Source organism: Burkholderia sola, assembly GCF_905400185.1.
GTDB lineage: Bacteria > Pseudomonadota > Gammaproteobacteria > Burkholderiales > Burkholderiaceae > Burkholderia > Burkholderia sola.
The window spans coordinates 1,038,539-1,059,125 of sequence record NZ_FR989675.1; the positions used below are offsets into that span (position 1 = coordinate 1,038,539).

General features: G+C 65.9%; 20 protein-coding genes. 17 read left to right on the plus strand and 3 right to left on the minus strand.

Annotated features, from left to right (window positions below; translation table 11 throughout):
- Positions 1-3: 3 nt before the first annotated feature.
- The 11 genes from aroA to cysM all read left to right on the plus strand — a co-directional run bounded on the left by aroA (position 4) and on the right by cysM (position 10,971).
- A complete protein-coding gene (aroA, locus tag KR541_RS04835) occupies positions 4-1,308 on the plus strand; it encodes a 3-phosphoshikimate 1-carboxyvinyltransferase (protein WP_204383724.1) in 1,305 nt (434 codons plus the stop codon).
- A gap of 12 nt (positions 1,309-1,320) precedes the next feature.
- Positions 1,321-2,007, plus strand: coding sequence for a (d)CMP kinase (cmk, locus tag KR541_RS04840; protein ID WP_006476573.1), 687 nt, complete (start codon positions 1,321-1,323; stop codon positions 2,005-2,007).
- Between the two features lie 142 nt (positions 2,008-2,149).
- Positions 2,150-3,862: a 30S ribosomal protein S1 gene (gene rpsA / locus KR541_RS04845; protein WP_011544885.1), complete on the plus strand. Its 1,713-nt coding sequence runs from the start codon at positions 2,150-2,152 to the stop codon at positions 3,860-3,862.
- A 22-nt stretch (positions 3,863-3,884) separates the two neighbouring features.
- Positions 3,885-4,208 (plus strand): integration host factor subunit beta, encoded by a 324-nt coding sequence (locus tag KR541_RS04850; RefSeq protein ID WP_006486894.1) that lies wholly within the window; start codon positions 3,885-3,887, stop codon positions 4,206-4,208.
- Between the two features lie 221 nt (positions 4,209-4,429).
- Positions 4,430-4,723: a lipopolysaccharide assembly protein LapA domain-containing protein gene (locus KR541_RS04855; RefSeq protein ID WP_012328123.1), complete on the plus strand. Its 294-nt coding sequence runs from the start codon at positions 4,430-4,432 to the stop codon at positions 4,721-4,723.
- A 55-nt stretch (positions 4,724-4,778) separates the two neighbouring features.
- Positions 4,779-5,951: a lipopolysaccharide assembly protein LapB gene (gene lapB, locus KR541_RS04860; RefSeq protein ID WP_050011540.1), complete on the plus strand. Its 1,173-nt coding sequence runs from the start codon at positions 4,779-4,781 to the stop codon at positions 5,949-5,951.
- A 66-nt stretch (positions 5,952-6,017) separates the two neighbouring features.
- Entirely contained in the window at positions 6,018-7,418 is a 1,401-nt protein-coding gene (locus KR541_RS04865) for a UDP-glucose dehydrogenase family protein (RefSeq protein ID WP_050011539.1), read from the plus strand.
- A 7-nt stretch (positions 7,419-7,425) separates the two neighbouring features.
- Complete coding sequence (gene rfaE1 / locus KR541_RS04870) at positions 7,426-8,376, plus strand: D-glycero-beta-D-manno-heptose-7-phosphate kinase (RefSeq protein WP_080334140.1); 951 nt, start codon at positions 7,426-7,428, stop codon at positions 8,374-8,376.
- A 63-nt stretch (positions 8,377-8,439) separates the two neighbouring features.
- Positions 8,440-9,432: an ADP-glyceromanno-heptose 6-epimerase gene (gene rfaD, locus KR541_RS04875; protein WP_050011537.1), complete on the plus strand. Its 993-nt coding sequence runs from the start codon at positions 8,440-8,442 to the stop codon at positions 9,430-9,432.
- A gap of 74 nt (positions 9,433-9,506) precedes the next feature.
- A complete protein-coding gene (locus tag KR541_RS04880) occupies positions 9,507-9,854 on the plus strand; it encodes a ComEA family DNA-binding protein (protein WP_050011536.1) in 348 nt (115 codons plus the stop codon).
- Between the two features lie 214 nt (positions 9,855-10,068).
- Positions 10,069-10,971, plus strand: coding sequence for a cysteine synthase CysM (gene cysM / locus KR541_RS04885; RefSeq protein ID WP_050011535.1), 903 nt, complete (start codon positions 10,069-10,071; stop codon positions 10,969-10,971).
- A 76-nt stretch (positions 10,972-11,047) separates the two neighbouring features.
- Here the strand turns inward: cysM and mltB are convergent, their stop codons facing one another.
- Entirely contained in the window at positions 11,048-12,397 is a 1,350-nt protein-coding gene (gene mltB / locus KR541_RS04890) for a lytic murein transglycosylase B (protein ID WP_080334139.1), read from the minus strand.
- Positions 12,398-12,440: 43 nt separating this feature from the next.
- Here mltB and KR541_RS04895 point away from each other — a divergent pair, with 43 nt between their 5' ends.
- Positions 12,441-13,364 (plus strand): histone deacetylase family protein, encoded by a 924-nt coding sequence (locus tag KR541_RS04895; RefSeq protein WP_050011533.1) that lies wholly within the window; start codon positions 12,441-12,443, stop codon positions 13,362-13,364.
- 30 nt (positions 13,365-13,394) lie between these two features.
- Here KR541_RS04895 and KR541_RS04900 read toward each other — a convergent pair whose 3' ends face one another.
- On the minus strand, positions 13,395-14,312 hold the full coding sequence (locus tag KR541_RS04900) for an alpha/beta hydrolase (RefSeq protein ID WP_050011532.1): 918 nt from the start codon (positions 14,310-14,312) through the stop codon (positions 13,395-13,397).
- Between the two features lie 219 nt (positions 14,313-14,531).
- Between KR541_RS04900 and KR541_RS04905 the strand changes: the two genes are divergently transcribed.
- From KR541_RS04905 to KR541_RS04925, 5 genes are all read left to right on the plus strand, one after another.
- A complete protein-coding gene (locus tag KR541_RS04905) occupies positions 14,532-15,566 on the plus strand; it encodes a methionine ABC transporter ATP-binding protein (RefSeq protein WP_050011531.1) in 1,035 nt (344 codons plus the stop codon).
- Positions 15,556-16,209 (plus strand): methionine ABC transporter permease, encoded by a 654-nt coding sequence (locus KR541_RS04910; protein ID WP_204383726.1) that lies wholly within the window; start codon positions 15,556-15,558, stop codon positions 16,207-16,209. Before KR541_RS04905 ends, KR541_RS04910 begins: the two co-directional genes overlap by 11 nt.
- Positions 16,210-16,238: 29 nt before the next feature.
- Entirely contained in the window at positions 16,239-17,033 is a 795-nt protein-coding gene (locus KR541_RS04915; protein ID WP_089488260.1) for a MetQ/NlpA family ABC transporter substrate-binding protein, read from the plus strand.
- A gap of 227 nt (positions 17,034-17,260) precedes the next feature.
- On the plus strand, positions 17,261-18,010 hold the full coding sequence (locus tag KR541_RS04920; protein ID WP_014897713.1) for an electron transfer flavoprotein subunit beta/FixA family protein: 750 nt from the start codon (positions 17,261-17,263) through the stop codon (positions 18,008-18,010).
- 16 nt (positions 18,011-18,026) lie between these two features.
- Positions 18,027-18,974 carry an electron transfer flavoprotein subunit alpha/FixB family protein gene (locus tag KR541_RS04925; RefSeq protein WP_050011528.1) on the plus strand — a complete coding sequence of 316 codons (948 nt, stop codon included), beginning with the start codon at positions 18,027-18,029 and terminating at the stop codon, positions 18,972-18,974.
- 326 nt (positions 18,975-19,300) lie between these two features.
- On the opposite strand, the gene KR541_RS04930 is transcribed toward KR541_RS04925, so the two are convergent.
- Positions 19,301-20,587, minus strand: coding sequence for a D-amino acid dehydrogenase (locus KR541_RS04930; protein ID WP_050011527.1), 1,287 nt, complete (start codon positions 20,585-20,587; stop codon positions 19,301-19,303).

The window sequence follows — 20,587 nt, forward strand, 5'->3', positions numbered from 1 at the left end:
CCCATGGACTACCTCGATCTCGGCCCGTACTCCAGCGCTTCGGGTACCGTGCGCCTGCCCGGCTCGAAGAGCATTTCGAACCGCGTGCTGCTGCTCGCGGCGCTCGCCGAAGGCGAAACGACGATCACCAACCTGCTCGACTCCGACGACACGCGCGTGATGCTCGACGCACTCGGCAAGCTCGGCGTGAAGCTCGCGCGCGACGGCGACACCTGCGTGGTCACCGGCACGCGCGGCGCGTTCACCGCGAAGACGGCCGACCTGTTCCTCGGCAACGCGGGCACGGCCGTCCGGCCGCTGACCGCCGCGCTCGCGGTAAACGGCGGCGACTATCGCGTGCACGGCGTGCCGCGCATGCACGAACGGCCGATCGGCGATCTCGTCGACGGCTTGCGCCAGATCGGCGCGCAGATCGACTACGAGCTGAACGAAGGCTACCCGCCGCTGCGGATCAAGCCCGCGACGATTGCGGTCGATGCGCCGATTCGCGTGCGCGGCGACGTGTCGAGCCAGTTCCTCACCGCGCTGCTGATGACGCTGCCGCTCGTGAAGACGAAGGACGGCACGACCGTCGTCGAAGTCGACGGCGAACTGATCTCGAAGCCGTACATCGACATCACGATCCGGCTGATGGCGCGCTTCGGCGTGACCGTCGAGCGCGACGGCTGGCAGCGCTTCGTCGTGCCGGCCGGCGTTCGCTACAAGTCGCCGGGACGGATCATGGTCGAGGGCGATGCGTCGTCCGCGTCGTACTTCCTCGCGGCCGGTGCACTGGGCGGCGGCCCGCTGCGGGTCGAGGGCGTGGGGCGCGCGAGCATCCAGGGCGACGTCGGTTTCGCGAACGCGCTGATGCAGATGGGCGCGAACGTGACGATGGGCGACGACTGGATCGACGTGCGCGGCATCGGCCACGATCACGGCAAGCTCGAGCCGATCGACATGGACTTCAACCTGATTCCCGACGCGGCGATGACCATCGCGGTTGCGGCGTTGTTCGCGAGCGGCGCGAGCACGCTGCGCAACATCGCGAGCTGGCGCGTGAAGGAGACGGACCGCATCGCCGCGATGGCGACCGAGCTGCGCAAGGTCGGCGCGATCGTCGAGGAAGGCCCCGACTATCTCGTCGTCACGCCGCCGGAAAAGCTCACGCCGAACGCGGCGATCGATACGTACGACGATCACCGGATGGCGATGTGCTTCTCGCTCGTCAGCCTGGGCGGCGTGCCCGTGCGGATCAACGATCCGAAGTGCGTCGGCAAGACGTTCCCCGACTATTTCGACCGCTTCGCCGCGCTCGCCAAGGCCTGACCCACTGTTCCGATGAAATCGACCCGACCCTTTCACCCGACTCCCGTCATCACGATCGACGGCCCGACCGCTTCCGGCAAGGGCACCGTCGCGGCGCTCGTCGCCGCGCACCTCGGCTTCCACCTGCTCGACAGCGGCGCGCTGTACCGGCTCGCCGCGCTCGCGAGCGTGCGCTACGGGATCGCCGCGGAGGACATCGACGCGCTGGTGAAGCTGATCGACGATCTGCACATCACGTTCCGTGAAGGGTGCGCGCAGCTCGACGGCGTCGACGTGTCGAACGACATTCGTGCCGAAGCGGTCGGCAACCGCGCGTCGGCCATTGCCGTGCACGGCCCCGTGCGCACCGCGCTCGTCGCGCGCCAGCGCGCATTCCGCAAGACACCCGGCCTCGTCGCGGACGGGCGCGACATGGGCACGGTGATCTTCCCGGACGCCGTGCTGAAGGTGTTCCTGACGGCCAGCGCCGAGGCGCGCGCGACCAGACGGCATAAGCAATTGATGCAAAAAGGTTTTTCTGCTAATATAGATGACTTGCTCCGGGATCTTCGTGAACGTGACGCGCGCGACAGCAATCGCGCAGCCGCGCCGCTGAAGCCTGCGGCAGATGCCAAGCTGCTCGATACGTCGGCGCTTTCGGTCGATGAAGCGGTCGATCAGGTGCTGCAGTGGTACCGGGCGCTCGGCCAGCCCGCCTGAGAAGGCGGGCAGCGGTAGGTGCTTCGCGTCGCAAGCGCGGAGCGTGTTTCGAACCCTTAACCCCGTGTGGTCCTCGATCTGGCCCTTTCAGCCTGCCATTCCGGCCGGCGTGGCACAGCGAGCCATGCACAATCAGATTTTTATGTCCGACCTGCAAACCTCCACCCCGAATACCGAATCCTTTGCGGCTCTGTTCGAAGAGTCGCTGACCCGCCAAGACATGCGCGCCGGCGAAGTGATTTCCGCCGAAGTCGTGCGCGTCGACCACAACTTCGTGGTCGTCAATGCAGGCCTGAAGTCCGAGGCTTACATTCCGATCGAGGAATTCCTGAACGATCAGGGCGAGGTTGAGGTGCAGTCGGGCGATTTCGTGTCCGTCGCGATCGACGCACTCGAAAACGGCTACGGCGACACGATCCTGTCGCGCGACAAGGCGAAGCGCCTTGCATCGTGGCTGTCGCTGGAAAAGGCCCTCGACAACAACGAACTCGTCACCGGCACGATCACCGGCAAGGTGAAGGGCGGCATGACCGTGATGGTCAACGGCATCCGCGCGTTCCTGCCGGGTTCGCTGGTCGACACGCGTCCGGTCAAGGACACGACCCCGTACGAAGGCAAGACGCTCGAGTTCCGCGTGATCAAGCTCGATCGCAAGCGTAACAACGTCGTGCTGTCGCGTCGTGCAGTGATCGAAGCAACCCAAGGCGAAGAGCGCGCGAAGCTGCTCGAGACGCTGAAGGAAGGCGCGATCGTCAACGGCGTGGTCAAGAACATCACCGACTACGGCGCATTCGTCGACCTCGGCGGCATCGACGGCCTGCTGCACATCACCGACATCGCATGGCGTCGCGTGCGTCACCCGAGCGAAGTCCTGTCGGTTGGCCAGGAAGTCACCGCGAAGATCCTCAAGTTCGACCAAGAGAAGAACCGCGTCTCGCTGGGCATCAAGCAACTGGGCGACGATCCGTGGGAAGGCATCTCGCGCCGTTACCCGTCGGGCACGCGCCTGTTCGGCAAGGTCACGAACATCACCGACTACGGCGCATTCGTCGAAGTGGAATCGGGCATCGAAGGCCTCGTCCACGTGTCGGAAATGGACTGGACCAACAAGAACGTCGCGCCGTCGAAGGTTGTCCAGCTGGGCGACGAAGTCGAAGTCATGGTCCTCGAGATCGACGAAGACCGTCGTCGTATCAGCCTCGGCATGAAGCAGTGCAAGCCGAATCCGTGGGATGACTTCAGCCGCAACTTCAAGAAGGGCGACAAGATCACGGGCGCAATCAAGTCGATCACCGACTTCGGCGTGTTCATCGGTCTGCCGGGCGGCATCGACGGCCTGGTCCACCTGTCGGACCTGTCGTGGAGCGAAGCCGGCGAAGAAGCCGTTCGCAAGTACAAGAAGGGCGACGAAGTCGAAGCAATCGTGCTCGGTATCGACGTCGAGAAGGAGCGCATTTCGCTCGGCATCAAGCAGCTCGAAGGCGACCCGTTCAGCAACTACGTTGCAATGAACGACAAGGGCTCGATCGTCGACGGCGTCGTGAAGACGGTCGATGCGAAGGGTGCGGTCGTCACGCTGACGGGCGACATCGAAGGCTACCTGCGTGCGTCGGAAATCTCGCAGGATCGCGTCGAAGATGCACGCAACGTGCTGAAGGAAGGCGACAAGGTCAACGCGATGGTGATCAACATCGATCGCAAGTCGCGCGGCATCAACCTGTCGATCAAGGCGAAGGATTCGGCTGAACAACAGGAAGCGATCCGCGGCCTGCAGTCGGACTCCAGCGCTGCTGCGACCGGTACGACCAACCTCGGCGCGCTGCTGAAGGCGAAGCTCGACGGCCAGAACCAGTAAGCCTTACGAGGTCTGCTGAAGTATGACCAAATCCGAGTTGGTCGCGCAGCTGGCATCGCGATTTCCGCAACTTGTCCTCAAGGATGCGGATTTCGCGGTGAAAACGATGCTCGATGCGATGTCCGACGCCCTGGCGAAAGGGCATCGCATTGAAATTCGGGGTTTCGGCAGCTTCGGCCTCAATCGTCGCCCGGCGCGCGTCGGACGCAACCCGAAGTCGGGGGAGAAAGTGCAGGTGCCCGAGAAGTTCGTGCCGCACTTCAAACCTGGCAAGGAATTGCGTGAACGCGTCGACGGCCGCGCCGGTGAACCGCTGAAGGCTGACGATCCGGACGACGAGCGTTGAGCGTCGTTCGGTGAGCCCGGAACCTGTCCGGCGAAGGCTGAAAAGAAAAGCGCCCCTTGTGGGCGCTTTTTTCATTTCCGGCGGCATGTCCGGCAACCGACCCGCAACGCCGCGCACAGGATCTGCGCAGCCGCGGAAACGCTTCCTTTACAATACGGGTCGATTCGGTGCGACGAAGGGGAGTCGCGCGCCGCGGCAAACCTCAACAAAGAGAGGGCTTCATGAAGTTTATCGTCTGGCTGATCCGGGTATTGGTGTTCGTCCTGCTGCTGGTGCTTGCGCTGGCCAATACACAAACCGCGACGCTGAATTTCGTTGCCGGCTACGCATGGCAAGCGCCGCTGATCCTGATCGGCCTGGCATTCTTCGCCGTGGGGCTGCTGGCCGGCCTGCTGTCCGCGCTGCCTTCGATCTTTCGTTTGCGTCTCGAGAACGGGCGTTTGAAGCGCGATCTGCGTGCGGCGCGCGAAACGCCTGCCGTCATCGACCAGCCGCCGATGCCGCCCGTCATTTAACCCCGGACGCCGCGCGATTCCTCGCGCGGTTTTCGTCTCTGCTTCGATATTTCGCATGGATCTGGATTTCTGGTGGTTGCTCGCGATTCCGGTCGCGTTCGCGCTCGGTTGGGCGGCGTCACGCTATGACCTGAAGAATCTCCTGTCGGAGAGCGCCAACCTGCCGCGCTCGTATTTTCGCGGCCTGAATTTTCTGTTGAACGAACAACCCGACAAGGCGATCGATGCGTTCATCGAGGTGGCCAAGCTCGACCCCGAAACGGTCGAGCTGCACTTCGCGCTCGGCAACCTGTTTCGCCGTCGCGGCGAGACCGACCGCGCGATCCGCGTGCACCAGAACCTGCTGAGCCGCACCGACCTGCCGGTCAACGAGCGCGACCACGCGCTGTACGAACTGGGTCAGGATTTTCTGAAGGCCGGCCTGCTGGATCGCGCCGAAGAGGCGTTCCACAAGCTCGCGGACGGCGACTACGCGCTCGGCGCACAGCGGGCGCTGCTGACGATCTACGAGATCGAGAAGGACTGGAACAAGTCGATCGATACGGCGAAACGTATCGAATCGATGAGCGACAAGCCGCTCGGCATCGAAATTGCGCAGTTTCACTGCGAACTCGCGCAGGACGCGCTGCAGCGCAAGCAGGCCGACGTGGCGGCCGAACAGTTGCGCCGTGCGCTGACCGTGAATCCGCAGAACGTCCGTGCGACGATCCTGTCCGGCGACGCGGCGCAAGCGGCGGGCGACCACGCGGCCGCGATCGAGCACTGGAAGCGCGTCGAAGCGCAGAACCCGGCGTATCTGCCGCTCGTCGCCGACAAGCTGATGAAGGCGTACGTCGCGCTCGGCAAGAACGTCGAAGGCGCCGAGCTGCTGATGGGGTACGTCGATCGCTATCCGTCGAACGACCTGCTCGACATCGCCTATCAGCATATCGCCGGGTTGCGCGGCCAGGATGAGGCGCACACGCTCGCGCGCACGCAGATGGAAAAGTCGCCGAACCTGTCGGGGATGCTGCACCTGCTCGATGCGCAGATCGCGGCGGCCGACGAACCGCGTCGTAAGGAACTTGAAATGATGCGTGCGCTGATCAAGCAGCGTACGAAAAATCTGCCGCGGTATACGTGCCAGAATTGCGGTTTCCGGGCACGGCTCTTCTACTGGCAGTGCCCCGGATGCAGCGGCTGGGAAACCTATGCGCCGCGCCGCGTCGAACCCGCGATGCCGGGCTGATCCCGGCACGCGGAGCCAACGCGCTGCGGCCAAGTTAGTCTATTACCGGGAAGTACCGGAACATCTATGAAAATCACCATCATCGGCACCGGCTATGTCGGCCTCGTCACGGGCGCGTGCCTCGCGGAGATCGGTCACGACGTCTTCTGTCTCGACGTCGATCCGCGCAAGATCGACATCCTGAACAACGGCGGGATGCCGATTCACGAACCGGGGCTGCTGGACATCATCGCGCGCAACCGCACGGCGGGGCGCCTGCGCTTCTCGACCGACATCGAGGCGAGCGTCGCGCACGGCGAGATCCAGTTCATCGCGGTCGGCACGCCGCCCGACGAGGACGGCTCGGCCGACCTGCAATACGTGCTCGAGGCCGCGCGCAACATCGGCCGCCACATGACGGGCTTCAAGGTGATCGTCGACAAGTCGACGGTGCCGGTCGGCACCGCGCGGCGCGTGCACGGCGTGGTCGACGAGGCGCTGGCCGCACGCGGGCTCGCGGGCAGCGTCGCGCATCGCTTCTCGGTCGTGTCGAACCCGGAATTCCTGAAGGAAGGCGCCGCGGTCGAGGACTTCATGCGCCCGGACCGGATCATCATCGGCGTCGACGACGACGAAACCGGCACGATCGCACGCGAGAAGATGAAGAAGCTCTACGCGCCGTTCAACCGCAATCACGAGCGCACGATCTACATGGACGTGCGTTCGGCCGAATTCGCGAAGTACGCGGCGAACGCGATGCTCGCGACGCGCATCTCGTTCATGAACGAGATGTCGAATCTCGCCGACAAGGTCGGCGCCGACATCGAGGCCGTGCGCCGCGGGATCGGCTCCGATCCGCGCATCGGCTATCACTTCCTGTACGCCGGCGTCGGCTACGGCGGCTCGTGCTTCCCGAAGGACGTGCAGGCGCTGATCCGCACCGCGGGTGAGAACGGCCAGCCGCTGCGTATCCTGGAGGCCGTCGAGGCCGCCAACCATGCGCAGAAGGACGTGCTGATCGGCAAGATCGAGCAGCGTTTCGGCGCCGACCTGACGGGCCGCGAGTTCGCAGTCTGGGGCCTGGCGTTCAAGCCGAACACCGACGACATGCGTGAGGCGCCAAGCCGCCGCCTGATCGCCGCGCTGCTCGAGCGCGGCGCGACCGTGCGCGCCTACGATCCGGTTGCCGTCGACGAAGCGCGGCGCGTGTTCGCGCTGGATTTCGGCGACGATGCCGACGTGCTGGCGCGATTGCACCTCGTCGACACGCAGGACGCCGCGGTCACGGGCGCGGACGCACTCGTGATCGTGACCGAGTGGAAGGAATTCCGCAGCCCCGATTTCACGCGCCTGAAGGCCGAGCTGAAAGCGCCGGTGATCTTCGATGGGCGCAACCTGTACGAGCCGGATGCGATGGCCGAACTCGGCATCGACTACTACGCGATCGGTCGGCCGTACGTCGATCCCCAGTCGTTTTCCCGTGGCTGAACGTACGATGAATACTCTTCGTGAAGTCGTTCCGGTGCCGCGCGAGCAACTCGCGCGTTCGCGTGTGCTCGTCGTCGGCGACGTGATGCTCGACCGCTACTGGTTCGGCAACGTCGATCGCATTTCGCCTGAAGCGCCGGTGCCGGTCGTGCACGTGCAGCGTCAGGAAGAGCGGCTCGGCGGCGCGGCCAACGTGGCGCGCAATGCGGTGACGCTCGGCGGCCAGGCCGGGCTGCTGTGCGTCGTCGGTTGCGACGAACCCGGCGAGCGGATCGTCGAGCTGCTCGGCAGCAGCGGCGTGACGCCGCATCTCGAGCGCGATCCGGCGTTGCCGACCACGATCAAGCTGCGCGTGCTCGCGCGCCAGCAGCAACTGCTGCGCGTCGACTTCGAGGCGATGCCGACGCACGAGGTGCTGCTCGCGGGGCTCGCGCGCTTCGATGCGCTGCTGCCGCAGCACGACGTCGTGCTGATGTCGGATTACGCGAAAGGCGGCCTCACGCACGTCACGACGATGATCGAGAAGGCGCGTGCGGCCGGCAAGGCGGTGCTGGTCGACCCGAAGGGCGACGACTGGGCACGCTATCGCGGCGCATCGCTGATCACGCCGAATCGCGCGGAACTGCGCGAGGTGGTCGGGCAGTGGAAATCGGAAGACGACCTGCGCGCGCGCGTCGCGACCCTGCGTGCGGAGCTCGGCATCGACGCGCTGCTGCTCACGCGTTCGGAAGAGGGCATGACGCTCTTTTCCGCGGGCGGCGAACTGCATGCGCCGGCGCTCGCACGCGAAGTGTTCGACGTGTCGGGCGCGGGCGACACCGTGATCGCGACGGTCGCGACGATGCTCGGCGCCGGTGTGCCGCTCGTCGATGCTGTGGTGCTCGCGAATCGCGCGGCAGGCATCGTGGTCGGCAAGCTCGGCACGGCCACCGTGGACTACAACGAACTGTTTCACTGAGCGCATTCGGCGGCGCGACGAGCGCGCCGCACGAGTGGCTCGCACTTTTCAGGCAGGACGATCATGACCCTCATCGTCACCGGCGCAGCCGGTTTTATCGGCGCGAACATCGTCAACGCGCTCAACGCGCGCGGCGAGACGCGCATCATCGCGGTCGACAACCTGACGCGCGCGGACAAGTTCCGCAATCTCGTCGACTGCGAGATCGACGACTATCTCGACAAGACCGAATTCGTCGAACGCTTCGCGCGCGGCGATTTCGGCAAGGTACGCGCGGTATTTCATGAAGGCGCCTGTTCGGACACGATGGAAACCGACGGCCGCTACATGATGGACAACAATTTCCGCTACAGCCGCGCGGTGCTCGATACCTGCCTCGCGCAGGGCACGCAGTTCCTGTATGCATCGTCGGCCGCGATCTACGGCGGCTCGACGCGCTTCGTCGAGGCGCGCGACGTCGAGGCGCCGCTGAACGTGTACGGCTATTCGAAGTTCCTGTTCGACCAGGTGATCCGTCGCGTGCTGCCGAGCGCGAAGAGCCAGATCGCGGGCTTCCGCTATTTCAACGTGTACGGCCCGCGCGAGACGCACAAGGGCCGCATGGCGTCGGTCGCGTTCCACAACTTCAACCAGTTCCGCGCGGAAGGCAAGGTGAAGCTGTTCGGCGAGTACAACGGTTATGCGCCGGGCGAGCAGACGCGCGATTTCGTGTCGGTCGAGGACGTGACCAAGGTGAACCTGTTCTTCTTCGATCATCCGGAGAAGTCGGGCATCTTCAACCTCGGCACGGGGCGCGCGCAGCCGTTCAACGATATCGCGTCGACGGTCGTCAATACGCTGCGCGCGCTCGACAACCAGCCGCCGCTGACGCTCGCGCAGCAGGTCGAGCAGGGATTGATCGAATACGTGCCGTTCCCCGATGCGCTGCGCGGCAAGTACCAGTGCTTCACGCAGGCCGACCAGACGAAACTGCGCGCGGCCGGCTACGACGCACCGTTCCTGACCGTGCAGGAAGGCGTCGACCGCTACGTGCGTTGGCTATCCGGCCAGGTTTAAACCGGCGCGTTGCATCGATAGACTGGGTCTCACGGTCGGCAGCCGCCGGCCGTTTTTCTTCGGAGATCCAGCACATGATCAGGAAATGGTTTGCCGCAGCGGTCATGCTCGGCGCAGTGGCGTCGGCCTGGGCGGCCGTCGACGTCAACACCGCGAACGAGGATGCGCTCGTCGGCATCAAGGGCATCGGCCCGGCGCGGGCGAAGGCGATTCTCGACGAGCGCGGTGCACGCGGTCCGTTCAGGAATGCGGACGATCTCGCCGCACGCGTGAAGGGCATGGGCGGGCATACCGTCGAGCGGCTTCAGCAGGAAGGGTTGACGGTCGGTACGGCGGCGGGCGCGGGCACGACGCCGGCGGCCGCGGGCAAGCCGGCGGCAGCGAAGCCCGCCGCCGTGCCGGCCCGCACCGCGCAGAAATAACGGGTCGCGCGTACCCGACACCGGGCTCCTTCAGTCGCCGTCGTTGCGACGGCTTCCCGCGGCATGCCGCGGGTTTTTTGCGTGGGGCCGCGCGCGCGGCGAAACGCGAACCGCGCGGTACGCGTATTCCATCGTCGCAAAGGGGTTGCCGGCGCGCGTGCCGGTGCTGGTTTACAATCGATCGATTGATCGGCCTCGCACTCACGGTATATCCATGGCTTACAAAACTATCGAAGACACGATCGGCAATACGCCGCTCGTGCAACTGGTCCGCCTGCCGGACGACGAGATTCGCGCGCGCAACAACGTGCTGCTCGCGAAGCTCGAGGGCAACAATCCGGCCGGTTCCGTGAAGGATCGCCCGGCGCTGTCGATGATCAGCAAGGCCGAGGCGCGCGGTCGCATCAAGCCGGGCGATACGCTGATCGAGGCGACGAGCGGCAACACGGGCATCGCGCTCGCGATGGCCGCGGCGATCCGCGGCTACAAGATGGTGCTGATCATGCCGGAGGATCTGTCGGTCGAGCGCCGCCAGAGCATGGCGGCCTACGGCGCCGAAATCATCCTGACGCCGGTGAAGGGCGGGATGGAGCTGGCGCGCGACCTCGCGGAGCAGATGCAGCGCGAGGGCAAGGGCGTGATCCTCGACCAGTTCGGCAACCCCGACAATCCCGTCGCGCACTACGAAGGCACGGGGCCGGAGATCTGGCGCGATACCGAAGGGCGCATCACGCACTTCGTGTCCGCGATGGGCACGACGGGCACGATCATGGGCACGTCGCGCTATCTGAAGGAACAGAATCCGGCGATCGAGATCGTCGGTGCGCAGCCGGAAGACGGCTCGCGTATTCCGGGCATCCGCAAATGGCCGGAAGCGTACATGCCGACCATCTTCGATCGCAGCCGCGTCGACCGCGTCGAGAGCGTGAGCCAGGCTGCGTCGGAAACGATGACGCGCCGGCTGGCGGCGGTCGAAGGCATCTTCGCGGGCATTTCGTCGGGCGGCGCATGCGAAGTCGCGATGCGCATCGCGCGTCAGGTCGAGAACGCGACGATCGTGTTCATCATCTGCGATCGTGGCGACCGCTACCTGTCCACGGGCGTGTTTCCAGCGTGAGCCCGGGCGGCACGCACTGCCGCCACACGCAAAAAAAACGCCGCATATGCGGCGTTTTTGTTTTGTGCGGGCGTGCTTATTGTGCAGGTGCTTCCGTGTCCGCCGCAGGCAACGGGAGCGCGCCGCTCGCTTGCATCTGCGCTTTCACGGCTTCGCCGAGCTGGTACACGGTGAGTGCGTAGAAGAAACTGCGGTTGTAGCGCGTCAGCACGTAGAAGTTCTTCAGGCCGAGCATGTATTCGGTCGCGCGCCCCGGCGTCGGCAGGTCGACCACGGTCACCGGCGTGCCGGCTTCGGTCGTGATGTTGACCGTCGGCTCGTTCAGCGTCATGCCTGCGCGCAGCAGTTGCGACAGCGCCCAGTGCGGTTCGGGCTGGCCGTCGGCGGCGGCCTGTGCGATGCCCAGGCTGCCCGTATCGGGCGTGATTTGCCAGACCACCGGGCGGTCGGTTTCCCAGCCGTGCTGTTTCAGGTAGTTCGCGACGCTGCCGATCGCATCGACAGGACTGCTGCGCAGATCGACGTGGCCCGTGCCGTCGAAGTCGACTGCATATTCGCGGATGCTGCTCGGCAGGAACTGCGGAATCCCGATCGCGCCGGTGTACGAGCCGAGCACGGTGGTGGGGTCGAGCTGGTTGTCGCGGGTCCAGACCAGGAAGTCTTCGAGGTTCTTGCGGAACGTGGCCTGGCGGCTGTCGCGATTCGGCGTGTCCGGGTAGTCGAACGTCAGTGTGGTCAGCGCGTCGAGCACGCGGAAATTGCCCATGTAGCGGCCATAGATCGTCTCGACGCCGATGATGCCGACGATCACCTCGGGCGGCACGCCGAACTGCTCGGACGCGCGCTGCAGCGTCGCCTGGTTCGCCTTCCAGAACTTCACGCCCGCATTGATGCGGATCGGCTCGATGAAGCGCGAACGATAGACGCGCCAGTTCTTCACCGAAGGCGTCGGTGCGGGCCTCACGAGCTTGACGGCCGTGGCCGAGTAGCTGACGCGCGAGAACAGCGCATGCAGGCTCGCCGAATCGAAGCCGTTGCGGCTCACCATCTCGTCGATGAACGCGTCGACCTTCGCGTTGCTCGCGTAACGCTGCGGAACGATTTCCTCTTCGAACGTCTGGCCTTGCGGCGTCGGCTGCTGTGGCTGGGCCTGGGCGACGAGCGTGCCGGCGGGCTTCGCCGGCTGCGTCTGCGCGACGGCGGGCGCGGTGCCGAGGGCCGCCGCGACGGCAGCGACGACGAGCGGAGCGCGAACACGGAACAGCGCGGAGAGAAGGGCGGCGGGCTTGCTGGAATTCATGTCGAAGCGGGCGGACAGGGCGATTGTGTTCGGCGCAGTATACCCGACGCATCCGGCGCGCCGGGCCGAAGCCGGCCGCCGTTGTGGTAAGTTAGCGGCGAATTCGCGGCAGACGATGGACATCATTGACGGAGACCTGCGACGCACCGCGCGCCGCGGACGACAGCTTATGGCAACCGCTTTCTATACGCACCCCGACTGCATGCTGCACGAGATGGGGGAATGGCATCCGGAATGTCCGGCCCGCCTGTCGGCGATCCAGGATCAACTGATCGCGAGCCGCATCGACGACCTGATCGTGCACGAAACCGCGCCGTTCGCGAGCGAGGTCGCGCTCGGCCGCGTGCATACGCAGGCGCACATCGACTACATCCGCAGCATGACGCCGGTCGACGGTTACGTCGAGATCGATCCCGATACGCTGATGAATCGCGACACGTGGCGCGCGGCACTGCGCGCGGCCGGCGCCGCGGTCGCGGCGACCGATGCGGTGATCGAAGGCCGCTACGCGAATGCGTTCTGCGGCGTCCGGCCGCCCGGTCATCATGCGGAGCCGGCGCGCGCGATGGGCTTCTGCTTCTTCAACAACGTCGCGATCGCCGCGCGGCACGCGCTCGACGTACACGGCATCGAGCGTGTCGCCATCATCGATTTCGACGTGCACCACGGCAACGGCACCGAGGCGGCGTTCGCGAACGACGAGCGCGTGCTGATGTGCAGTTTCTTCCAGCATCCGCTGTATCCGTTCTCGGGCGTCGATCACCAGGCGCCGAACATGGTCAACCTGCCGATGCCCGCACGCAGCAACGGGATGGCGATCCGCGAAGCCGTCGACATGCTGTGGCTGCCGCGCCTCGACGCATTCAAGCCGCAGATGCTGTTCGTGTCGGCCGGGTTCGATGCGCATCGCGAGGACGACATCGGCAATCTCGGTCTCGTCGAGGCCGACTTCGAATGGCTGACCGCGCGGATCGTCGACGTCGCGCGCCGGCATGCGCAGGGCCGTATCGTCAGCTGCCTCGAGGGCGGTTACAACCTGTCCGCGCTCGGCCGCAGCGTCGTCGCGCACCTGCGCGTGCTCGCCGGGATCTGATTCCCGCTCGACCGGCCGGTCAGGGCGCGCTCAGCGCGCCGGCACGCGCGCGTGAATCCACGCGATCAGCGCGTCGATCACGCGGTCGCGTTCGAGATCGTTCATCGTTTCGTGGAAGCCGCCCTCGTACAGCGTCAGCGTACGATCGGGCGAGCCGACGCGTGCGCCGAACGAACGGCTGCCGTCGGGTTCGGTCAGCTTGTCCTCGGTGCCGTGATAGACGAGCACCGGGACGCGCAGCGCGCCGCGGCCGGCTTCGATGCGCGCCATCGCGTCGAGAATCTCCGCGCCGGTGCGGGCGGGCACTGCGCCGTGATGCACGAGCGGATCGGCGCGATTGGCCGCGACGATGGCCGGATCGCGCGACAGCAGGGCCGCGTCGATCCTGATCGCGGGGAAGGAGGGCCACACACGGCTGATGACGCGGCTGACCGCGAGCATCCAGCGCGGCACGTCGCGCCCTGGCGCAAGCGCCGGGCTCGACAGCACGAGGCCCGCCAGCGCGTGGCCGCGGGCGGGTGCGCGTTCGATCGCGTAGAGCGCCGCGACCGCGCCGCCCATGCTGTGCCCCATCAGGAACAGCGGCGCATCGCCGCGCGCGGCTTCGGCGACCAGCGCATCCGCGTCGTTCAGGTAGCCGTCGAAACGGTCGACCCACACGCGCGTGCCGGGCGACTGGCCATGCCCGCGCAGATCGATCGCCAGCACGTCGATGCCCGCTGCGTTCAGCCGGCCGGCGAGCGCGGCATAGCGGCCCGCGTGTTCGGCGAGGCCGTGCACCAGCGCGATCGTCGCGTGCGGCGGCGCGGCGCCGTCGCCGGCCGGCCAGCGGTACGACGCCAGTTCGAGCCCGTCCGCGGTACGCAGGCGGCCCATGCGCGGCGCGGGCGCCGAAGGTACCGACCCGGCGGTGGCGGGCGCGGCGGCCCGCGGGGTGGTGGTGCTCATCGGGCGTGTCTCCTGGTCGTTGGCATGTGCGTTTCGCGATCATAGTCGCGGCCCTCCGGCGCGGGCCCAGCAGCGCCCCTCTAATTTCGTCTGGTTATGAAAAGATCGAAATCGATTATTAAGTGGAATGAGGGGTTTGCGGTAAAATCGCCGGCTATTCCAGATGCATCGGCGGCCGACTGGCGGGCCAACTCGCCGGCCGGCCGCCATTTTGTTTACATGATCGAATTACGCAATCTTTCGCAGCGTTTCCCCGGCCCGGGCGGCTGGGTCGAAGCGTTGCACAACGTCAACCTGACGATCCCGCAAGGCGAGGTGTTCGGCATCATCGGCCGAAGCGGCGCCGGCAAGAGCACGCTCGTGCGCACCATCAACCTGCTGACGCGGCCGACCGAAGGCAATGTCGTCGTCGGCGGGCGCGATCTCACGCTGCTGTCGGCCGGCGCGCTGCGCGAAGCGCGCCGCGAGATCGGCATGATCTTCCAGCACTTCAACCTGCTGTCGTCGCGCACGGTGTTCGACAACGTCGCGCTGCCGCTCGAGCTGGCCGGCGCGAGTCGTGCCGACATCGAGGCCGCCGTGCTGCCGCTGCTCGACCTGGTCGGGCTGTCCGCGCAGAAGGATCGCTATCCGGCGCAGATCAGCGGCGGGCAGAAGCAGCGCGTCGGTATCGCCCGCGCGCTGGCGAGCCAGCCGAAGGTGCTGCTGTCGGACGAAGCGACGTCCGCGCTCGACCCCGAAACCACGCGCTCGATCCTCGATCTGCTGAAGCGCATCAACCGCGAGCTCGGCCTGACCATCGTGCTGATCACGCACCAGATGGAAGTGATCAAGCAGGTCTGCGATCGCGTCGCGGTGCTCGATGCGGGTCGCGTGGTCGAGGAAGGCCGCGTGATCGACGTGTTTCTGCAGCCGCACCACGAAGTGACGCGCGCGCTGATCGGCGACGTGATCGCGCAGGAACTGCCGCCCGCGCTGAAGGCGCGCGTGGCCGAGCGGCTGAAGACGGGCCGCGGGCATCTGCTGCGGCTCGCGTTCACGGGCTCGGGGGTCGACCAGCCGATCCTGTCGGAGACGATCCGCCGGTACGAACTCGATTTCAACATCCTGCACGGCCAGATCGACGAGATCCAGGGGCAGGCATTCGGTTCGCTCGCGGTGCTCGCGGGCGGCGAGCCGGGCAAGGTCGGGCAGGCGCTCGCGTTCCTGCGCGAGCAAGGTGTGGTGGTAGAGGAGCTTTCGTATGTTGAGTGAGATGTTCGATATGTTCGTGCAGTCGTTCTGGGAGACGCTGATCATGGTCGGCATCGCCGGGGCGGTCGGCGCGCTCGTCGGCCTGCCGCTCGGCGTGCTGCTCTACCTGACCGACCGCCAGGGCGTGCTGCAGAACCTCGCGGTGAATCGCGTGCTCGGCGGCATCGTGAATGCCGTCCGCTCGACGCCGTTCATCATCCTGCTGGTCGCGGTGATTCCGTTCACGCGGCTCGTCACGGGTTCGTCGATCGGCACGGCCGCGGCGGTCGTGCCGCTGACGCTCGCGTCCGCGCCGTTCATCGCGCGTCTCGTCGAAACGGCGCTGCGCGAAGTCGACCGCGGGCTGATCGAGGCCGCGCAATCGATGGGCGCGACCACGTCGCAGATCGTCTTCAAGGTGCTGCTGCCCGAATCGCTGCCGGGCATCGTCGCGGGCCTGACGATCACGTTCGTGTCGCTGGTCGGCTATTCGGCGATGGCGGGCGCGATCGGCGGCGGCGGGCTCGGCGATCTCGGGATCCGCTACGGTTACCAGCGCTATCTGCCCGAAGTGATGTGGACGGTCGTCGCAATCCTGATCGTGTTCGTGCAGATCGTGCAATCGTTCGGCGACTGGCTGGTGCGCCGGCTCAGCCACAAATAAAACCAAACCGATCCGATAGGGGAGAAACGATGCAACGACGCTTCATGCTCAAGTTCGCGGCGGCGCTGGGCGCGGCCGCACTGTTCGCGGGCGCGCATGCGCAGGCCGAAACCATCAAGGTCGGCGTGACGGGCGGCCCGCACGCGCAGATCATGGAAGTGGTGAAGAAGGTCGCGGCGAAGGACGGCCTGGAGATCCGCATCGTCGAATTCTCCGATTACGTGCAGCCGAACGCCGCGCTCGCGTCGGGCGACCTCGACGCGAACAGCTACCAGCACGATCCGTATCTGCAGGCGCAGGTGAAGGATCGCGGCTACAAGCTGCTCAAGGTCGCGGACACCGTCACGTTCCCGATGGGCATCTATTCGAAGCGCGTGAAGTCGCTGGCCGAACTGAAGCCGGGCGCGCGCGTCGCGGTGCCGAACGATCCGACCAACGGCGGCCGCGCGCTGCTGTTGCTGCAGAAGCAGGGGCTGCTGAAGCTGCGCGCGGATGCGGGGCTGAAGGCGACGCCGCTCGATATCGTCGACAATCCGCGCAAGCTGAAGATCGTCGAACTCGATGCCGCGCAGATTCCGCGTTCGCTCGGCGACGTCGACGCGGCCGCGATCAATACCAACTACGCGATGGAAGCGGGGTTGAAACCGAAACAGGACGCGATCGCGATCGAGGGCCCGAACGGCCCGTACGCGAACATCCTCGCGATCCGCGAGGCGGACCGGAACAAGCCGTGGGTCGCGAAGCTGATCGCCGCGTATCACTCGGCCGACGTGAAGCAGTTCATCGAAGGCAAGTTCGGCGGCGCGGTCATTGCCGCCTGGTAACCGGCAGCGCACGGACGCCCGGCGGGATTAGAGTCGATGATCGAAAACCCGGGCTTTGCGTCCGGGTTTTTTCTCTTTTAAAATAGAACGACCGTTCGCTATCATTGGCGCGTCGCCAAGAAGCGGTATCCTCGACAACCATCATGGTTGGGTCCGCCTGGCCGCGCAGTCATGAGGCCGCGCTATAAAATGGCCTCTGGTCGTATTCGTAACTTTGGAGCGTGTGCATGAAAATCCTGGTGCCAGTGAAAAGAGTGGTCGATTACAACGTGAAGGTCCGCGTGAAGTCGGACAACACGGGCGTCGACATCGCGAACGTGAAGATGTCGATGAACCCGTTCGACGAAATCGCGGTGGAAGAAGCGGTGCGCCTCAAGGAAGCGGGCGTCGCGACCGAAGTGATCGCGGTGTCGGTGGGTGTCACGCAAGCGCAGGAAACGCTGCGCACGGCGCTGGCGATCGGCGCGGATCGCGCGATCCTCGTCGAATCGAACGACAGCGTCGAGCCGCTGGCCGTCGCGAAGATCCTGAAGGCGCTGGTCGACAAGGAGCAGCCGCAGCTGGTGATCCTCGGCAAGCAGGCGATCGACGACGATTCGAACCAGACGGGGCAGATGCTGGCCGCGCTGGCAGGTCTGCCGCAAGCGACGTTCGCGTCGAAGGTGACGATCGCCGACGGCAAGGCAACCGTTGCGCGGGAAGTCGACGGCGGCGCGGAAACGCTGTCGCTGACGCTGCCGGCGGTGGTCACGACCGACCTGCGCCTGAACGAGCCGCGCTACGTGACGCTGCCGAACATCATGAAGGCGAAGAAGAAGCCGCTGGAAACCGTGAAGCCGGAAGACCTCGGTGTGGACGTCGCGCCGCGTCTGAAGACGCTGAAGGTGGTCGAGCCGCCGAAGCGCGCGGCCGGCGTGAAGGTGCCGGACGTGAAGACGCTGGTCGAGAAGCTGAAGACCGAAGCCAAGGTGCTGTAAGAGGGAGCGCAAAGAAATGACGATTCTGGTGATTGCAGAACACGACAACGCGTCGATCAAGGCCGCGACGCTGAACACGGTGGCGGCGGCGGCCGAAGTTGGCAAATTCGTCGGCGGCGACATCCACGTGCTGGTCGCGGGCCACAACGCGCAAGCGGCGGCCGATGCGGCAGCGAAAATCGCGGGCGTTTCGAAGGTGCTGCTGGCCGACGCGCCGCAACTGGCCGAAGGCCTGGCGGAAAACGTTGAAGCGACCGCGCTGAACATCGCGAAGGACTACTCGCACATCCTCGCGCCGGCGACGGCCTACGGCAAGAACATCGCGCCGCGCATCGCCGCGAAGCTGGACGTCGCACAGATCTCGGACATCACGGCGGTCGATTCGGCCGATACGTTCGAGCGTCCGATCTACGCGGGCAACGCGATCGCGACGGTGCAGTCGAGCGATCCGATCAAGGTGATCACGGTGCGTGCGACGGGTTTCGATCCGGTGGCGGCGGAAGGCGGCAGCGCATCGGTCGACAAGATCGAAGCGGCAGCCGACGCCGGCAAGTCGCAGTTCGTGAGCCGTGAAGTGACGAAGCTGGACCGTCCGGAACTGACGTCGGCGAGCATCATCGTGTCGGGCGGCCGCGGTCTGGGCAGCGGCGAGAACTACACGAAGGTGCTGGAGCCGCTGGCCGACAAGCTGTCCGCAGCGCTCGGCGCCTCGCGCGCGGCAGTCGACGCCGGCTACGTGCCGAACGACTACCAGGTCGGCCAGACCGGCAAGATCGTCGCGCCGCAGTTGTACATCGCGGTCGGCATCTCGGGTGCGATCCAGCACCTGGCCGGCATGAAGGATTCGAAGGTGATCGTCGCGATCAACAAGGATCCCGAAGCACCGATCTTCAGCGTGGCCGACTACGGCCTTGTCGGCGATCTGTTCTCGCTCGTGCCGGAGCTCGTGAGCGAGCTCGGCTGACGCGGCGTGACGCTTCAGCGGTAAGCACACAAGAAGAGGGGCGCGACGAGCGCCCCTTTTTTCGTTGTGTGGTCGTTGAATGAGGAGCGGATATCGCTCGTCCGGACGATTCGCGCTCGTACCGTGCCGCGCCGAACATATCGTCGCGCAGGCACGGCGGGTAACGTCGATTCGTTTAACGGACGACGCGTGCATGCGCGCGTCGACTGAAGCGTCGTGCCGAGTGGCCACTCGCAGTCGAGTCGCAGTCGCCAAAACGAGAAAAGCGCCCTCGGGCGCCTTTCTCGTTGATGCAATCGGCCCGCATCGCAGCGGGCCGTTCCGGTTTACGCGTAGGCCGGGCGCGTCTGGCCGGGCACGTCCTTCAGGTAACGATGCACCGACAGGTCGTCGGCCTGGATCGCGGGCATCTTGCCCGAGATCAGGTCCGCGAGCAGTTGGCCCGAGCCGCACGACATCGTCCAGCCGAGCGTGCCGTGGCCGGTGTTCAGGAACAGGTTCGACACCGGCGTGCGGCCGACGATCGGCGTGCCGTCCGGCGTCATCGGGCGCAGGCCCGTCCAGAACGTGGCCTTCGACGTGTCGCCGCCGCCCGGGAACAGGTCGTTCACGCACATCTCGAGCGTTTCGCGGCGCGCCGCGCGCAGCGTCTTGTCGAAGCCGACGATTTCCGCCATGCCGCCGACGCGGATGCGCTGGTCGAAGCGCGTGATCGCGATCTTGTAGGTCTCGTCGAGCACGGTCGACACCGGCGCGGCGGCTTCGTTGACGATCGGCGCGGTGATCGAATAGCCCTTGAGCGGATAGACGGGAATCTTCATCAGGTGGGAGATGAAGCGGGTCGAGTACGAGCCGAGCGCGACGACGTACGCGTCGGCACGCACCGTCTCGCTGCCGCACTGCACGCCGGCGATCTTGCCGCCCGCGATCGCGAGCGCATCGATCGGCGTGTTGTAGCGGAACTTGACGCCGAGCGATTCGGCGAGCGCGGCGAGGCGCGTCGTGAACAGCTGGCAATCGCCGGTTTCGTCGCCCGGCAGGCGCAGGCCGCCCGTCAGCTTGTGCGAGACGGCGGCGAGCGCCGGTTCGGCATGCTTCAGTTCGGCCGGCGACAGCAGTTCGAACGGCACGTTCGCTTCCTGCAGCACGGCGATGTCCTTCGCCGCGCCGTCGAGTTGCTGCTGCGTGCGGAACAGTTGCAGCGTGCCGCCCGTGCGGCCTTCGTATTCGATGCCGGTATCGGCGCGCAGCGCCTGCAGGCAGTCGCGGCTGTATTCGGCGAGACGGACCATGCGGCCCTTGTTGACTGCATAGCGCTCGGCCGTGCAGTTGCGCAGCATCTGAACCATCCACTGGAGTTGGAAGCGCGTGCCGTCGAGACGGATCGCGAGCGGCGCATGCTTTTCGAACATCCACTTGACGGCCTTCAGCGGCACGCCGGGCGCGGCCCACGGTGCCGCATAGCCGGGAGAGATCTGGCCTGCGTTCGCGAAGCTCGTCTCCAGCGCCGGGCCGGCTTCCCGGTCGATCACCGTGACTTCATGACCGGCGCGCGCAAGGTAATACGCGCTTGCCACGCCCACTACACCGCTGCCCAGAATGACGACTCGCAT